At 67.8% G+C, this 16,223-nt stretch carries 13 protein-coding genes and 1 pseudogene; 2 read left to right on the plus strand and 12 right to left on the minus strand.

Annotation, left to right across the window (positions count from 1 at the left end):
• Positions 1-34 precede the first annotated feature (34 nt).
• The 4 genes from C1927_RS17975 to C1927_RS17990 all read right to left on the minus strand — a co-directional run bounded on the left by C1927_RS17975 (position 35) and on the right by C1927_RS17990 (position 4,300).
• A complete protein-coding gene (locus C1927_RS17975; protein WP_108747381.1) occupies positions 35-1,546 on the minus strand; it encodes an ATP-binding protein in 1,512 nt (503 codons plus the stop codon).
• A 4-nt stretch (positions 1,547-1,550) separates the two neighbouring features.
• The gene (locus C1927_RS17980) at positions 1,551-1,991 is read right to left on the minus strand and encodes a response regulator (protein ID WP_079223373.1); all 441 of its coding nucleotides are present in this window, start codon (positions 1,989-1,991) and stop codon (positions 1,551-1,553) included.
• Positions 1,988-3,802 carry an ATP-binding protein gene (locus tag C1927_RS17985; protein ID WP_108747382.1) on the minus strand — a complete coding sequence of 605 codons (1,815 nt, stop codon included), beginning with the start codon at positions 3,800-3,802 and terminating at the stop codon, positions 1,988-1,990. Before C1927_RS17985 ends, C1927_RS17980 begins: the two co-directional genes overlap by 4 nt.
• Before the next feature lie 126 nt (positions 3,803-3,928).
• Positions 3,929-4,300 carry a BON domain-containing protein gene (locus C1927_RS17990; RefSeq protein WP_079223377.1) on the minus strand — a complete coding sequence of 124 codons (372 nt, stop codon included), beginning with the start codon at positions 4,298-4,300 and terminating at the stop codon, positions 3,929-3,931.
• Positions 4,301-4,472: 172 nt separating this feature from the next.
• On the opposite strand from C1927_RS17990, the pseudogene C1927_RS17995 reads away from it, so the two are divergent.
• Positions 4,473-5,532 (plus strand): annotated as a pseudogene (locus C1927_RS17995) (oxidoreductase).
• A 459-nt stretch (positions 5,533-5,991) separates the two neighbouring features.
• Here C1927_RS17995 and gnd read toward each other — a convergent pair.
• The 7 genes from gnd to C1927_RS18035 form a co-directional block, all read right to left on the minus strand.
• Positions 5,992-6,897, minus strand: coding sequence for a phosphogluconate dehydrogenase (NAD(+)-dependent, decarboxylating) (gene gnd / locus C1927_RS18005; protein WP_108747384.1), 906 nt, complete (start codon positions 6,895-6,897; stop codon positions 5,992-5,994).
• 10 nt (positions 6,898-6,907) lie between these two features.
• The gene (locus C1927_RS18010; RefSeq protein ID WP_254051597.1) at positions 6,908-8,116 is read right to left on the minus strand and encodes a hypothetical protein; all 1,209 of its coding nucleotides are present in this window, start codon (positions 8,114-8,116) and stop codon (positions 6,908-6,910) included.
• 47 nt (positions 8,117-8,163) lie between these two features.
• Complete coding sequence (locus tag C1927_RS18015) at positions 8,164-8,859, minus strand: DUF2242 domain-containing protein (RefSeq protein ID WP_108747385.1); 696 nt, start codon at positions 8,857-8,859, stop codon at positions 8,164-8,166.
• A 180-nt stretch (positions 8,860-9,039) separates the two neighbouring features.
• Complete coding sequence (locus C1927_RS18020) at positions 9,040-11,217, minus strand: carboxy terminal-processing peptidase (protein ID WP_108747386.1); 2,178 nt, start codon at positions 11,215-11,217, stop codon at positions 9,040-9,042.
• A gap of 225 nt (positions 11,218-11,442) precedes the next feature.
• A complete protein-coding gene (gene lipA / locus C1927_RS18025; protein WP_108747387.1) occupies positions 11,443-12,453 on the minus strand; it encodes a lipoyl synthase in 1,011 nt (336 codons plus the stop codon).
• Positions 12,454-12,471: 18 nt separating this feature from the next.
• Complete coding sequence (gene lipB / locus C1927_RS18030) at positions 12,472-13,182, minus strand: lipoyl(octanoyl) transferase LipB (RefSeq protein WP_079223387.1); 711 nt, start codon at positions 13,180-13,182, stop codon at positions 12,472-12,474.
• Positions 13,170-13,448 (minus strand): YbeD family protein, encoded by a 279-nt coding sequence (locus tag C1927_RS18035; RefSeq protein ID WP_079223389.1) that lies wholly within the window; start codon positions 13,446-13,448, stop codon positions 13,170-13,172. Before C1927_RS18035 ends, lipB begins: the two co-directional genes overlap by 13 nt.
• Before the next feature lie 259 nt (positions 13,449-13,707).
• On the opposite strand from C1927_RS18035, the gene C1927_RS18040 reads away from it, so the two are divergent.
• Positions 13,708-14,769: a lipid A deacylase LpxR family protein gene (locus tag C1927_RS18040; RefSeq protein WP_108747388.1), complete on the plus strand. Its 1,062-nt coding sequence runs from the start codon at positions 13,708-13,710 to the stop codon at positions 14,767-14,769.
• 163 nt (positions 14,770-14,932) lie between these two features.
• Here the strand turns inward: C1927_RS18040 and C1927_RS18045 are convergent, their stop codons facing one another.
• Positions 14,933-16,150, minus strand: coding sequence for a D-alanyl-D-alanine carboxypeptidase family protein (locus tag C1927_RS18045; RefSeq protein WP_079223392.1), 1,218 nt, complete (start codon positions 16,148-16,150; stop codon positions 14,933-14,935).
• Positions 16,151-16,223: the final 73 nt, after the last annotated feature.

Here is a 16,223-nt window from a genome sequence, read left to right on the forward strand (position 1 = left end):
TGACGGTAGTGCCGGCCGCTGGCCGGCAGCCCCTTCAACCCAGCGCTTCAGCCACGGCGCGGAACACCTGCTGCATCTGCAGCGGCTTGCGCAGCACATGCACATCGATGCCCGGCGGGAAGGCGCGGGTATCCAGCTCCACCGCCGCCTCCTCCAGCACCAGGGCCGGGCCGGCGTACCCCAGCGTGGCCATTTCGCCCAGCAGCTGGCTGGCCGGCAGCAGCTTGGAGCCGGCATCGGCAATGACCAGCGCCGGCATGGCTTCCTGCTGCATCCAGCGCAGCGCGGCCGGGCCGTCGGAAGCAAGCTGCAGCTGGTAGCCCTGGCTGGACAGCGCGTTGCCCAGCAGCGACAGGCGCGTGGCCTCGCCATCGACCACCAGGATCGACTGGCCACTGCCCAGCGCCACCAGCTGTTCGACCGGTTCACCGCCCTCGGCCCGCTCGTGCATCGGCAGCCGCAGCTCGAAGCGCGTGCCCTGCCCTAGCTCGCTGTTGACGTGGATGCTGCCACCGGCGCCTTCGACGATGCGCTTGCAGGAAATCAGGCCCAGTCCGGTGCCATCGGCCTTGGTGGTGAAGAACGGGTTGAACAGGTGCGACAACGTATCGGCATCCATGCCGATGCCTTCGTCGGCCACCACGATGCGCAGCCAGTCCACGCCGTCGTGCTCGCCGGCATGGTCGGCGGTCAGGCCCAGGCGGCCACCCTGCGGCATCGCCTGGATCGCATTGAGCGCCAGGTTCAGCAGCACCTGCTGCAGTTCGGTGTAGTTGGCATCGACCACCAGCCCCTCGTCCTGCACCTCCAGTTCCAGGCTCACCGTTTCGGGCACGTTGCTGCGCAACAGCAGCGCCACGGCCTGGAACAGGTCGTCGATGAAGATGCGCTCGCTGGGCGTGCGCGAACCGCGCACGAAGGACAGCATCGACTCGGCCATCTCGTGGCCACGGCGGCCGCACTCGGCGATGACATCGGCCAGGTGGTGCAGCTGCGGATCTTCGGTGCGCGCCTTCAGCAGCTCCGGCATGATCAGCAGCGGCTGCAGGATGTTGCGCAGGTCGTGGCTGAGGCCGGCGGCAAGCAGCGAGAGGCTTTCCAGCCGCTGCGCACGCATCAGCTCGGTTTCCACGCGCAGGCGCTCCACCGCGCTGCGCGCATCGCGCACCGCGCGCGCCACCGCCGACGGCAGGCGCGCCGGGTGGTGCTTGATGATGTAATCGTTGGCGCCCTTCTGCAGGGCCTCCACCGCGTTCTCCTCGCCCATCGTGCCGGAGACGAAGATGAAGGGAACATCCGGCGCGGTCTCGCGCACGATGCGCAGCGCTTCATCACCGGAAAAGCCCGGCATGCTCAGGTCCGAGAGCACGATGTCCGGCACGAACCCGGCCAGCGCCTGGCGCAGTTCGGGCTCGCTTTCCACGCGCTCGAAACGGGCATCCAGGCCCGCCTCGAGCATCTGTTCGCACATCAGCTCGGCATCCTCCGGTGAATCTTCCACCAGCAGGATGCGCAGCGCCCCGAGGGCCGGACCGATCAGCGGCATGGCCTTACTCGACCTCCGGTGCCTGGTTGATCAGCGCCCAGAACCTGCCCAGGGTCTGCACCGCGCCGAAGAACTGGTCCACGTCCACCGGCTTGACGACATAGGCGTTCACGCCCATGTCCCAGCTGCGCGCCAGGTCGCTTTCCTCGCGCGAGGACGACAGGATGACCACCGGCAGGCGCTTGAGCTCCTCGTGCTCGCGGATCTGCCGCAGCACTTCCAGCCCGTCCATGCGCGGCATCTTGATGTCCAGCAGCAGCACTGCGGGCAGGCCTTCTTCGCGGGTGGCATGCGCACCACGGCGCAGCAGGTAATCCATCACTTCCACGCCGTCCTCGACGTGCACGATGGGATTGGCCAGTCGGGCTTCCTGCAGCGCGTCGATGGCCATTTCGGCGTCGGCCGGGCTGTCTTCGGCCAGGAGGATGGTGCGCAGCGTGGTCATGCGGAGGGCCCTTGGTTGACTGCGTCCAGCGCAGGAGGCAGGTGGAAGTGGAAAGTGGCGCCGGCATCGGGCACGGCTTCGGCCCAGATGCGGCCACCATGGCGGGTCAGCACCCGACGCACGCTGGCCAGGCCGATACCGGTGCCGGGGTAGTCACTGGCCTTGTGCAGGCGCTGGAACACGCCGAACAGCTTGCCGGCGTAGGCCATGTCGAAGCCTGCGCCATTGTCGCTGACCGTGAACTGATGGCCGCCATCGGCCTGCTGCTGGTAGTCCACGCGGATGCGCGCCGGCTCGCGGTTGGCCGAATACTTCACTGCGTTGCCCAACAGGTTCAGCCACACCTGGCGCATCATGTTCTCGTCGGCCACCACCATCGGCAGCGGCGCGATGGTCCATTCAACGTGGTGAGCCACGCCGCTGACTTCGGCATCGGTCTTCAGGTTGGCATCGAGCATGGCGCGGGTGTCGGCCACCAGCGTCTGCATGTCCACCGCCTGCTGGCGCATCGCAGCGCGCCCCAGCCGCGAATAGACCAGCAGATCGTCGATCAGCGCGGCCATGCGCCGTGCCGAGCCGGAGATCACGTCCAGGTAGTGGCGGCTCTTTTCATCAGCGCCCTCGCCCAGGTGGCGTGACAGCTTGTCGGAGAAACCGGCGACATGGCGCAGCGGCGCGCGCAGGTCGTGCGACACCGAATAGCTGAAGGCCTCCAGCTCGCGGTTGACCTCCGAGACCTGGGCCACCTTGCCTTCCAGCTGGCGGTTCAGTTCTTCCACGCGCCACTGCACCGCACGCTGCACGGTCACGTCGCTGATGGTCATCAGCACCACTTCGTCATCGGTGTCCGGCAGCGGCATGCGCCGCGCGTTGATGAGCATGTAGCGCACCGTGCCGTCGGTGCGCTGTTCAAGCTCGAAATCCCACAGCTCGCGCCCGCGCAGCAGCACGTCGGACAGGCGCTGGCGCACCACCGGGTCCTGCCAGGCGCCTTCGCCGACATCGGCCAGCAGGGTGCCATCGGCACGTTCGTCCTGCAGCCCGTACAGCTCGGCGAACGCCGTGTTGTGCAGCTGCACGCGCAGGTCGCGGTCGAGCAGCACGATGGGCTCGCGCACCGTCTGCAGCACCGAGGCGGCACGCGCGGCGGCGCGCAGCGAGTGCCGCTCGGCCTGCAGGCGGCGGCCGATCTGCCGCTGCAGCAGCCACAGCACCAGGCCCAGCAGGCACAGCTGCACCACCAGCGAGCTCCAGGACACCAGTTCGGTCTGCCTGCGCTGGCGCGCGGCCTGTTCGGCACGCGCCGCCAGCAGCGTCTTTTCGCTGGCCTGCAGTTCTTCCACCAGGCCGCGGATCGGGTAGCGCGTGCTCAGGTCCTGCACCAGCTCGCGCTGGTCGGTGTTGGGGGTCGAGCGTGCGAGCTGGCGGGCCAGCGCCATGCGTCCTTCCAGCAGCGATTCGATGCGGCCGATGCGGACGAGCTGGTCGGGATTGTCGCGGGTCATCCGCGCCAGCGCGGCCAGCCGCCCGGGAATCTGCTCGGCCTTGGCCATGCGTTCGTGCAGGCCGGGGGCATCCACGCCCTTGGACAGGGTCAGTGCCGCCGATTCCACGTCACGCACGTCGGTCTGCAGCTGCTGCAGGGCCACGCCCACCGCCTGGGTGTGGTTGACCCAGGCCATCGCCTGTTCGTTGTCCTGTTGCAGCTGGCGCAGGGTCAGCCAGGGAACGACGATGATCGCGGCAGCAGCGAGTGCCAGGGCAGGCAGCCGCCAACGGTCCCAGATGTCATCACTGAACACCAGCGCCATGGTCCATCGTCAACGAAGCGATGCGGCCAATATAGCGCAGCCGCTCGGCCCGGGAGAATCCGGCGCGGCGGCACGACGAAGGGCGCCCCTGGCGGGACGCCCCTGTCCACTTCAGGCCAGCGCCGATCAGCGCTTGGCGGCAGCATTGACCTTCAGCGCAGCGGCATCGACGCGGGTCACGCCCTTGATGCCCTTGGCGGTGGTCACCGCCTTGTCCTTCTCGGCCTGGGTGGCGACGGTGCCGCTGAGGCTGACCACACCATTGACCGTTTCCACCTTCACTTCGGTGCCCGGTACGTTGCTGCTGGCCAGCAGGTCGGCCTTCACCTTGGTGGTGATCCAGCTGTCGGTCACCGGCTCGTTCGAGTCGTGGCGGTCGGCGTGGGTCATCGCGGCGTGGTCGGTCTTCGGCGGATCCTTGGCCATGACGGCCGAGGAAGACAGGGCCAGGCCCAGGGTGAGGGACGAAGCAATCAGGGTACGGGTCAGGTTGCTCATCGTGCGGTGCTCCTTCTGGATGTGCTGCCAGTCTGGACAGTCGCCTGTGTTGCAGGCGTCGGGCTTTGGTCACGCCGCCGTGAACCCGCCGGCTGCAACGGTAACGGTTCAGTTTTGCCTCCCCCGGAGCCACGTTCTACGCTTTGTCTCCCCCACCCTGCGGAGCCCCCCCATGCGCCCCGACCTGCAACTGGCCCTGATCGGCTACGGCCTCGCCGGCCGCGTCTTCCACGCACCGCTCATCCAGCACACGCCCGGGCTGGCCCTGCACAGCATCGTCAGCTCGCAGCGCGACACCCTGCTGCGCAGCTTCAGCGATGTGCACGTGCGCGCCAGCGCGCAGGAAGTATTCGATGACCCGGCGGTGGATGCGGTGGTGATCGCCACGCCGAACGAGCAGCACGCGCCGCTGGCCATTGCCGCACTGGCTGCCGGCAAGCATGTGCTGGTGGACAAGCCGTTCGCGCTGGATGTGGCCGAAGCGGAAACCGTGCTGGCCGCCGCGCGCGGTGCCGGACGCATCGCCACGGTGTTCCAGAACCGTCGCTTCGATGCGGATTTCCTCACCCTGCAGGCGCTGCTGGCCGAGGGCACGCCGGGCGAAGTGGCCGAATGCCACGCGCACTTCGATCGCTACCGGCCGCAGGTGCGCGATCGCTGGCGCGAACAGGAAGGGCCCGGCAGCGGCCTGTGGTACGACCTCGGCCCACACCTGCTGGACCAGATGCTGGTGCTGTTCGGTTGGCCGCAGGCCATCGATGCCGATCTGGCGGTGCAGCGCGAAGGTGGCAGCGGCGTCGACTATTTCCATGCCGTGCTGCATTACCCGCGGCACCGCGCGATCGTGCATGCCGGTTCGCTGGTGGCGGCGCCGACGCCGCACTTCGCGGTGCATGGCCGCGAGGGCAGCTGGATCAAGCATGGCCTGGACGTGCAGGAGGCGCAGCTGCGTCGCGGCGTGGCACCGGGTGCCCCCGGCTGGGGCGTCGACCCGCGGCATGGCGAGCTGTTGCGCTGCGATGCCGAGGACAACGTGCAGCGCACGACCGTGGACAACCTGCCAGGGGATTACCGGCGGCTGTATGCGCAGTTCGCGGCGGCGATGCGTGGCGAGGGCGATGCGTGGCGAGGGCGAGGCGACGGTGAGTGCGGTGCAGGCGCTGCAGTTGATGCGGTTGCTGGAGGCGGGGATGGTGAGTGCGCGCGAGGGACGGCGGGTGGTGTTGGGGTGATCGGCAGGGCTGCGCCCTGCACCTGCGGTAGTGCCGGCCGCTGGCCGGCAACTTCAAAAACAAAAGCCTGCATTCCGTGGGTTGGCGGGGTGGGTCCGGTTGAGGGGGACGCCGTGAACCCGTCCATGGGGGCTTGGTCGCGGCATCCATGCCGCTCACACCCCCTCAACCGGACCCACCCCGCCTTCGACAGTTTCCCGCGGGCTGTTGGAACCTGCTGCTGTTGGTGGATGCTGTTGGTGGATGCTGTTGGTGGATGCTGTTGGTGGATGCTGTTGGTGGATGCTGTTGGTGGATGCTGTTGGTGGGTGCCGACCGTTGGTCGGCACGGGGTTGGATCTGGTAGGTGTCGACGTTGGTCGACACGGTAGATCCACGCCATGCGTGGATGACGTGGAAACGATCCTCTTGGGGTCAGAGCCCTTTCCTGCGGAAAGGGATCCGACCCCATTGCGGGGCTTACGACTTCTTGATGGCGTGGCCGCCGAATTCGTTTCGCATCGCCGACAGCAGGCGGTCGGTGAACGAATTGGATTCGCGCGAGCGCAGGCGTTCCAGCAGCGACAGGGTGATCACCGGGGCCGGCACGTCCAGGGCAATGGCTTCGGCGACGGTCCAGCGGCCTTCGCCGGAATCCTCGACGTACGGGGCGATGCCATCCAGCGAGGGATTGCGCTTGAGCGCTTCGGTGCTCAGGTCCAGCAGCCACGAACGCACGACGCTGCCGTGGCGCCAGACTTCGGCCACCTGGGCCAGGTCCAGTTCCATCTCCTGCTTGCGCTCCATCAGCGCGAAGCCTTCGGCATAGGCCTGCATCATTCCGTACTCGATGCCGTTGTGGACCATCTTGGTGAAGTGGCCGGCGCCGGACGGGCCGACACGGCCCCAGCCGCGGTCTTCGGCCGGTGCCAGGGTGCGCAGCAACGGCGCGACCTGTTCAACCACCGACGCTTCGCCACCGACCATCAGGCTGTAGCCTTCCTGCAGGCCCCACACGCCACCGCTGGTGCCGCAGTCCACGTAGCCCAGGTCATCCTCGGCCAGCGCCTTGGCGCGGCGGATCGAGTCCTGGTAGTTGGAGTTGCCGCCGTCGATGACGATATCGCCTTCGGCCAGGTGCGGGGTCAGCTGGCCCAGGGTCTGGTCGACGGTCTCGCCGGCCGGCACCATCAGCCACACCACGCGCGGCACCGGCAGTGCGGCAACCGCCGCGGCCAGCGAATCGACGACCTCCAGGCCGGCCTCGGCGGCGCGCTGGCGGGCGCCTTCACCCGGATCGTAGCCGACCACGCGGTGGCCGCCGCGATGCAGGCGTTGGGCCATGTTGGCGCCCATGCGGCCGAGGCCGATCATTGCAATGTCCATTGTTTCACCTTCAGTTGGGGTCTAGGGTCAGGCTGCCTGGCCGGCCGGTCGCCGCGCAGTGGCGCAGTTGCGCCTCGCGCCAGCGCCGATAGAGCGTGGTATGCAGATTGTGCAACGCCAGGTCGATGGAAAACGACGTGCGTGGGTTGCGGTCGAGCAGGCGGATGATGTGGTAACCGATGGGACGTATACCGCGTGGGTGCACATAGATCACGAACTGCTGGTAGAACGGATCGTCCAGCAACTGGTCCATGCGTGCCAGCGTGGCCTGGTAGCGGGGTTCCAGCTGCGCGCGCAGGCCGGGATCACGCTCGTACAACAGGCGCTCGAAGTAGCGCCGGCCGAGCCGCGGAATGCCCTGCGCAAGCGTCCACAGCTCGGCGTTGCGCTGGTCGTACCAGGCCAGCCCGCCGTGTGCGGCCAGCGCCTGCGCGGCATCTGCGCCGACATCGACGACGATGAAGTTCTCGGCCTGGTTGCTCAGGTCGTCCAGCGTCGAACGGTCGCCGACGTGTTCGATGAAACCGGGCACGCCGAGGAACGCGCTGCGCCCCCGTACGGCAGTGCGCACGGCCTTGCCATCGGCGAAGAACTCACCGGCCCCCGCGCCCAGCAGGATGCTGCCGGTATCGTGCAGGCCCAGCAAGGTACCGATGGAAAGCTCATCGGCAGAGAATTCACCATCGAAGGCGGCATCGCCGTACAGCTCGCGCTGGGTGGCCAGCTGCGCGACCTGCCGACCGACGCCACATTCGGCACGCACGTTGCCGGTGTAGAACGTCTCCAGCGCGCGGCTGTTGCCGGCCAGCGGCGTATAACCGCGGCCGAAGCTGCGGGTGTTCCGCCAGCCCTGCGCGGGTGCGCCGCCCGCGCCGAAGCCGATCCAGCCCAGCTGCAGGCCGCTGAAACGGAAACCGGGGTTGTCCTGCAATGCGCGCGCGGCGCGCTGCGCAGCCGCACCCAGTTCGAAGGTGTAGGCGCAGAGCGTGGCCGGGTCGTCCAGCAGGCGCTGCAGCACGGCCTGCCGCGCCTGCTCGGTCATCGTGGCGGGCCAGCGCACCTGCAGGTCGCCGGCCTGCTGCGCAGCCTGCAGCGAGGCACGCGTGCAGACCGGGCCGCCATGGATGCGGGGCGCCTCGACGGCCGTGGTTTCGAAGCGCCAGCCCAGCCGCTGCAGCAGGCCCTGTTCGCAGCCACTGCCCGCGGCGTTGCCAAGCATGGGCCAGCCCAGCAGCAGGGCCAGCCCCAGCGCCCTGCCCTTCACCGTCAGCCCTGTTCGGCCGCCGGTTGCGGGGCGGGCAGTTGCGGGGCGGGCTCGGGTACGGGTGTCGCGGGCGCGGCGGGAACCGGCGGAGCCGGTACCGGTGCCGGCTCCTGCACCGCCGCCGGTGGCGGGGCCGGTGCAGGCGTCGGTGCTGGCGTCGGCTTGGCCGCAGCGGCCGCCGGCAGGTACTGGTGCAGGCGGTCGAAGAAGCGACGGTAGAAATCAGAATCGGTGATCGTGCTGCTGGCAACCTTCACCAGCGAATCATCGTTGCTGCCGAACGGCAGCGACACCGAGCCCAGTGCGCCCACGCCGACGCTGGCCGAGGTCGGGCTCTTCTTCAGTGCATAACGGTCCTGCACGGCGCTGACGAACACCAGCGCCTGCTCGCTGCCACGTGGCGCGCAGGAGATGCGCAGCACCAGCTGCTCGTGATCGTCCTCGCGCACCTGGAAATTCTTGTTGCCTTCCACCTGCCCATCGTCGGCGCGCGCGATGGCATATCCCTGGCTGAGCAGGGTACGGCGGGCCGCTTCACAGGCCTCGGCAGGGCGCCCATCGACGGTGCGCGAGAAGGTGTCGCCCGAATCGAAGGACTCGCGCAGCAGGCTGTTGTCGGCGGCCCGGCCACCGCAACCGGCCAGAACCAGGGTGCTGGCCACGGCCAGCAGGGACAGCGAAAGACGGGAGGCCCGCATGGGTACTCCTGCGAGAACGGAAGCCCCAAGGGTAGACCCGGGGCCGTGTGCGGCAGGTCGATGCGCCCGCCCCCGTTGCTCCCGGTTCATGGACGTCCGCCGGGCATGGCCCGGCGCTACCGGAAAAACAAACGGGGCCGGCAATGCCGGCCCCGTGGGGAACTTCACATCAGCAGCGGATCAGTCCGCCCAGCGGCCTGCGCCGGTGGACTGCGGCAGCACCTGGGCCGACAGCGGGCGGTCGGTTTCCAGCAGGTTCACCGCATCGGACAGGATCGAGGCGGATTCACGCAGCAGCGGGTCCGGACGCTTCTCGGCGGCCTTCTCGCGGGCGGCATCCTTGACGATGTCGCGCTCGTTGCCGGTCAGGCCGTCATCGCTGCTGTCATCGGCCAGCGGGTCCAGGGCCAGGCCCAGTTCCTTGCGGACGACCTGGCGGTCCTTGCGCTGCTTGTCCTGGCGCTCACGCTCGGCCAGGCGGGTCGCCTCGTTGAGCGAGACGTACTTCTTGGCCGCTTCGGTACGGAACTGCTGCACGTCCTCGTTCCACCACTGGAATTCCTTGTCGGTGGCGATGCGGGCTTCGTGGCGCGACTCCAGCTTGGGCAGCAGCGGTGCGAAGTTGCCGTACTGGGTGTGCGGCACGGCCGCGATGCGGGTCCACGGCAGCGCGTTGTCGTAGGTGCTTTCGCCGAACTCGGTGGCATCGACGCTGGCCGGGAACGCCAGGTCCGGCACCACGCCCTTGTGCTGGGTGCTGCTGCCGCTGATGCGGAAGAACTGGGCGATGGTCAGCTTCACCTGGCCAAAGCGCTGGGTCTCGCCGCTGGGCCAGCGGTCCAGGTCGACGATGTTCTGCACGGTGCCCTTGCCGAAGGTGGTTTCACCGATGACCAGGCCACGGCCGTAATCCTGGATGGCACCGGCGAAGATTTCCGATGCCGAGGCCGAACCACGGTTGATCAGCACGGCCAGCGGGCCATCCCAGGCAACCCCCTGGTTGCGGTCGCTGTTGACGGTGACGCGGCCACCGGATTCGCGCACCTGCACCACCGGGCCCTGTTCGATGAACAGGCCGGTCAGTTCGATGGCTTCATCAAGCGAACCACCGCCATTGCTGCGCAGGTCCAGTACCACGCCGTCCAGCTTGTCGGCCTTGAAGCCGGCCAGCAGCTTGGCGACGTCGCGCGTCGCCGAGGCGTAGTCGGCCGCGTTGCGGCGACGGCCTTCGAAATCCTGGTAGAAGGTCGGCAGCTTGATCACGCCCACCTTGCGCTCGGGCTGGCCATCCTTGCCCGGGATGGTCATGGTTTCGCCCTTGGCGGCCTGCTCGGCCAGGCGCACCTTCTGACGGGTCAGCAGCAGGGTGTGGTGCTTGCCGTCCACGCCGTCCTCGGCGGAGATGAACTCCAGCCGGACCTGCGTGTCCTTGGCGCCACGGATCTTGGCCACCACGTCATCGATGCGCCAGCCGATCACATCGTCCACCGGCCCGGACTTGCCCTGGCCGACGCCGACGATGCGGTCGCCCGGCTTCAGGGTGCCGTCCACCGCGGCCGGGCCACCGGCGATGATCTCGCGGATCACCACCATGTCGTCCTGGCGCTGCAGCTGCGCGCCGATGCCTTCCAGCGACAGCGACATCGCCTGGTTGAAGTTCTCGGCAGTGCGCGGGGTGAAGTAGTCGGTATGCGGGTCGACGGCGCTGGTGTAGGCGTTCATGAAGAACTGGAAGACATCCTCGCCCTTCAGCTCGTTGACGCTCTTTTCCAGCGTGGCGTAGCGCTTGTCCAGGGTCTTGCGGATGTCGTCGGACTTCTTGCCGGCCAGCTTCAGGCGCAGCCAGTCGTTCTTCACCGACTTGCGCCACAGCTCATCGAGCTCGGCGTTGCTGGCCGCCCACGGCACGTCCTTGCGGTCGTATTCGAAGCGCTCGTCGGCGGTGAAGTCCGGCTCCTGCTTCAGCAGCTTGCGTGCATAACCGACGCGCTCGCCCACGCGCTGCTTGTAGACCGCGAACACTTCAAAGGCAGGCTCCAGTTCGCCGCCGCGGATGGCGTTGGCGATGCCGGCCTGGAACGGCGCGAAACGGGCCACGTCGGCCTGGGTGAAGTACTGCTTGCCGCCGTCGAGGGTTTCCAGGTAACGCTTGAACACGTCCTTGGAGGTGGCCTCGTCCAGCGCGCGCGGCCGGTAGGCGTAGCGGCTGTCGGACAGCAGGCCGTAGACCAGCTTGGAGGTGGTGACCTGGTCGGCGGTCGCGGCCGCCGGCAGCGCCGGCGAGTCGGCCTTGGCCGCCAGCGCCAGCGGCGCGACCAGCGCCAGGGCCATCAGGAATGCGGGGGCTTTGAATTTCATGAACGTGCTCGAAGGCGCCTTGCCAAGGGGGAGACTGCGTGGTGTTCAGACACCACGACAGTGCCGAAAGTTGCCGTGTTTGTCACCCGGCCGCGTTCGGTGGAAAACCAGCCTAGCGGGGCCGGTGTAGCAAATTGTGAATGCAGGCGAAGGCGTGCGGACCAACGGTCCGCACCCACCGGTGAGGGGGGTCCGCACCCACCAGTGCGGAGGTCCGCACCCAGCTCAGGCGACGCCGGCGCCCTTGGCCTGGACGTCGGCGTGGTACGACGAGCGCACCATCGGGCCGGAGGCCACGTGGCTGAAGCCCAGCTCGTAGCCGTAGTCTTCCAGCGCCTTGTAGTCCTCGGGGGTCCAGTACTTCAGCACCGGGTGGTGGTGCGCGGTCGGCTGCAGGTACTGGCCGATGGTGATCATGTCCACGTCATGCGCGCGCAGGTCGCGCATGGTGGCCTTGATCTGCTCGAACTCCTCGCCCAGGCCCAGCATGATGCCGCTCTTGGTCGGCACCGACGGATGCTGCGCCTTGAAGTTCTTCAGCAGGTTCAGCGACCACTGGTAATCGGCACCCGGGCGCACGTTGCGGTACAGGTCCGGTACGGTTTCGATGTTGTGGTTGAACACATCCGGCGGGTTCTGCGCCAGGATCTCCAGCGCGCGCTCCATGCGGCCCTTGCCACGGAAGTCCGGGGTCAGCACCTCGATGCGGGTGCCCGGCGACTTCTCGCGGATGGCGGTGATGCAGTCGACGAAGTGCTGGGCACCGCCGTCGCGCAGGTCATCGCGGTCGACGCTGGTCACCACCACGTACTTCAGGCCCATGTCGGCCACGGTCTGGCCGAGGGTGGCCGGCTCGTTGGCATCCGGCGGCTTGGGGCGGCCGTGGGCCACGTCGCAGAACGAGCAGCGACGGGTGCAGACCTCGCCCAGGATCATGAAGGTGGCGGTGCCGTGGCTGAAACATTCGTGGATGTTCGGGCAGCTGGCTTCCTCGCACACGGTCACCAGGCGGTTCTCGCGCAGCTTGGCCTTCAGGTTCTGCACGGCATTGCCCGAAGGAATGCGCACGCGGATCCAAGACGGCTTGCGCAGCACCGGTGCGTCGGCGAACTGCACCGGCGAACGGTTGATCTTGTCCCCGCCCATCTGCTTGACGCCCACCTGCAGCGGCGCGGCGGACGGAAGCTCGGCCTGCACGATCTGCAGGGGGATGGTGCGGGCGGTGGTCTCAGTCATGGCAGTTCCGGGGGGCGGTCAGGCGGCCGCAGAAAGATCGGGCAGTTCGGGCGTGGGCTGCAGCAGAAGGCCAAACTGGCGGGCCAGATGGTCCAGCAGCACCGGCTTGACGGCGTCCATCCCGGACGGGCCACCCAAGTCTACCACCGAGGTCACCTGCAACCCCTGATAGCCACAGGGGTTGATGCGGTGGAAGGGTTCCAGGTCCATCGACACATTGAAGGCCAGGCCGTGGAAGGTGCAGCCGCGGCGGACGCGGATGCCGAGCGCGGCGATCTTGGCATCGCCCACGTAGACGCCCGGCGCGCCGTCACGGCGCTCGGCGCCGATGTTCCATTCGCCGAGGGTGTCGATCAGGGCCTGTTCGATGCGGCAGACGTAGTCGCGCACGCCGATGCCCAGCCGCGGCAAGCGCAGCAGCGGGTAGACCACGATCTGGCCGGGGCCGTGGTAGGTCACCTGGCCGCCGCGGTCGACGTGCAGCACCGGGATATCGCCCGGCGCCAGTACGTGCTCGTCCTTGCCGGCCTGGCCGAGGGTGAACACCGGATCGTGTTCGACCACCCACAGCTCGTCGGCATCGTCGTCGGTCCGCTGGTCGGTGAAGCGCTGCATGGCGCGCCAGACCGGTTCATAGGCCTGGCGACCGAGGTCGCGCACCACTGCAGGGCGGGCCGGACGCTGCCCGGGGGCAGGTTCGGCCGCGCAGCTGGTGGCTACACCGTCCACTTCACTTCCGGGTGGTCGCGCAGGGCCTGGTGGGCCACGTCGTACTGTTCACGGTTCTCGGCCCGGAACACCAGGCGCACCGAAACGTACTTGCCGTTGGACGAATGCTTCCAGCTGATGCGCTCGTTCACCACATCGACGCCTGCAGCAATCAGCAGGCTGGGGAGTTCCTGCTCCAGGCCACGGTTGGCTGGGCCCATTGCGCTGAGCTCGAACTGACCGGGGAACTGGAAGCCGTGATCGGGGTTGTCGGACTTGATTTCCATGCCCCCATTATCGGGCCGCAGGGCAACAAACCCAAGAGTATTCATCAAGGTCAAACGTCGCATCGGCAGTCCGCTGCGTTGCAGGCTGCGGCCCGGTTCAGGCTGCGCCCGGCCCGCCTCCAGTTTCGCTGAAGGGACAAGTGCGTTTTACGGAACAGACAAGTGAAGGCGGGAGGCTCGTTCCCTCACGGCGACGGGAGTAACGTGTTGTTGCATAAATCGACCTTCACACGCCAACGACCTGATGATCATTCCATCCATGCGTACTGCCGTCACCCTCGGCCTGACCGGCCTCCTGGCGGCGGCCGCCCTGCCCCTCACTGCCCACGCCGCGCAGCAGTGCGGCCCCGATGCGATGCGGGAGCACCCGCCACAGGTCAATTTCCGCGTCGACAACGACCTGTTCGGCGCCAAGGACCAGGACCAGGGCTACACCAACGGCGCCCAGCTGACCCTGGTCTCGCCCAACCTGGTGGACTACACCGATGATCCCTGCCTGCCGCGCCTGGCGCGCTGGGTGAACCGCCACCTCGAACGCCTGCACCCGGGTGAGTTCGAGCAGCAGAACATGATCTTCAGCCTCGGCCAGGGCATCTACACGCCCACCGATTTCACCCGCAAGGACGTGATCGAGGACGACCGCCCGTACGCCGGCGTGCTGGTGGCCAGCTTCGGCTACAACGCCCGCCGCGGCGATCGCCTGCAGACCACCCTGCTGACCCTGGGCGTGGTTGGCCCGTGGGCGCAGGGCAAGCAGGTGCAGAACGCGGTGCATGACCTGCTGGGCGACGAGAAATTCCAGGGCTGGGACAACCAGCTGCACAACGAACCGGTGGTGATGTACACCCACGAGCGCATGCGGCGCTGGCCGGGCGATGCCAGCGTGAATGCCGGCGGCTGGGGCTGGGATGCGATCAGCCACTACGGCGGCTCGATCGGCAACCTGGAAACCAAGGCGAATTTCGGCGGTGAAGTGCGTTTCGGCTGGAAGCTGCCCGACGACTTCGGCAGCACCCCGCTGCGCCCGGCAGGCGAGAACACCGCCCCGACCCGCGGCGGCAAGCCCAGCGGCTGGTCGTGGCACCTGTTCGCCACCACCGATGCGGCCTGGGTGATCCGCGATATCACCCTGGACGGCAACACCTTCCGCGACAGCCACAGCGTGGACAAGCGCCACGTGGTGGCCTACGGCGGCTACGGCATCGCCGTGATGCGCGGCCGCTGGAAGTTCGCGATGGCCCGTTACCACAGCACCCGCGAGTTCAACGGCCAGCGTGAAGCCCCGGTGTTCGGCAGCTTCACCATCAGCCGCTCGATGTAGGCAGGTGCCGACCGTTGGTCGGCACTCTCACTGGTAGTGCCGGCCGCTGGCCGGCTGCAGGCATCTCCGGATGGGTTCATGAGGAGCCGGCCAGCGGCCGGCACTACCAATAAGAAAAGGCCGGCTTTCGCCGGCCTTTTCATTCACCACGCCAAGGCGTGGATCATTCCGATTCCCACCACATCCAGAAGCTGTCCCACAGGCGCTTGAAGAAGCCGGCCTGCTCGACGGCGGCCACGGCCACCAGCGGGGCTTCGGCCACGACCTTGCCATCCAGGGTCACCTTGACGGTGCCGATCTGCTGGCCGGCGGTGAACGGGGCTTCCAGGGTCTTGGGCACGTCGATGCTGGGCTTCAGGTCGTTGTAGCGACCGCGCGGCACGCTCACCAGCATCGGCTGGGCCACGCCCAGCTGCACCTTGTCGGTGGCACCCTTCCACACCTTGTGCTCGGCCACGGCCTTGCCCGGCTCATACAGGCGGTGGGTTTCGAAGAAGCGGAAGCCCCAGTTGAGCAGGGCCAGGCTGTCATCGGCGCGCTGCTTTTCCGACGAACCACCCAGCACCACGGCGATCAGGCGCTGGTCGCCGCGCTGGGCCGAGCTCATCAGGCAGTAGCCGGCTTCGGAGGTGTGGCCGGTCTTGATGCCGTCCACGCTGCCATCGCGCCACAGCAGCAGGTTGCGGTTGGGCTGCTTGATGTTGCCCACCTGGAATTCCTTCACCTTGTTGTAGGCGTAGGTTTCCGGGTAGTCACGCACCATCGCGCGGCCCAGCAGCGCCAGGTCGTAGGCGGTGCTGTGGTGGCCTTCGGCGCTCAGGCCGTGGGCGTTGACGAAGTGCGAATCCTTCATGCCGATCTTGGCGGCGTAGCTGTTCATCAGCGAAGCAAAGGCTTCCTCGCTGCCGGCCACGTGCTCGGCCAGGGCGATCGCGGCGTCGTTGCCGGACTGGATCGCCATGCCCTTTTCCATGTCTTCCAGGCGCGCGGTCTGGTTGACCGGGAAGCCGCTGTAGCTGCCGTCGGTGCCGGCGCCGCCTTCGCGCCAGGCGCGTTCGCTCATCATCACCTGGTCGTCGGCGCGGACCTTGCCGTTCTTGACTTCGGCGGCCACGACATACGAGGTCATCACCTTGGTGATGCTGGCCGGGGCCAGCTGTTCATGCACGTTCTCGCCCGCCAGCATCTGGCCGGTGGCGTAGTCCATCAGGATCCAGGCCTTGGACGTGCTGGGCACCGGGGCCGGCGGGGTGGCGACGACCGCCGGGGCGGCAGCAGCAGCGGGCGCCGGGGTGGCCGGGGTCGGCAGCGGCGTCTGGGCGGAAGCCAGGCCAACCACCAGGGTGGCGGCCAGGGCGGTGGCGGCGGAACGGAAATTCATTGGACTGCAGGCTCCAGGGGACGGCCAGAATGGAGGATGGTACGAGGGGCCATTGTAAGGCCCGTGTGGAAGG

The sequence above is a fragment of the Stenotrophomonas sp. ZAC14D1_NAIMI4_1 genome, from assembly GCF_003086775.1.
Taxonomy (GTDB): Bacteria; Pseudomonadota; Gammaproteobacteria; order Xanthomonadales; family Xanthomonadaceae; genus Stenotrophomonas.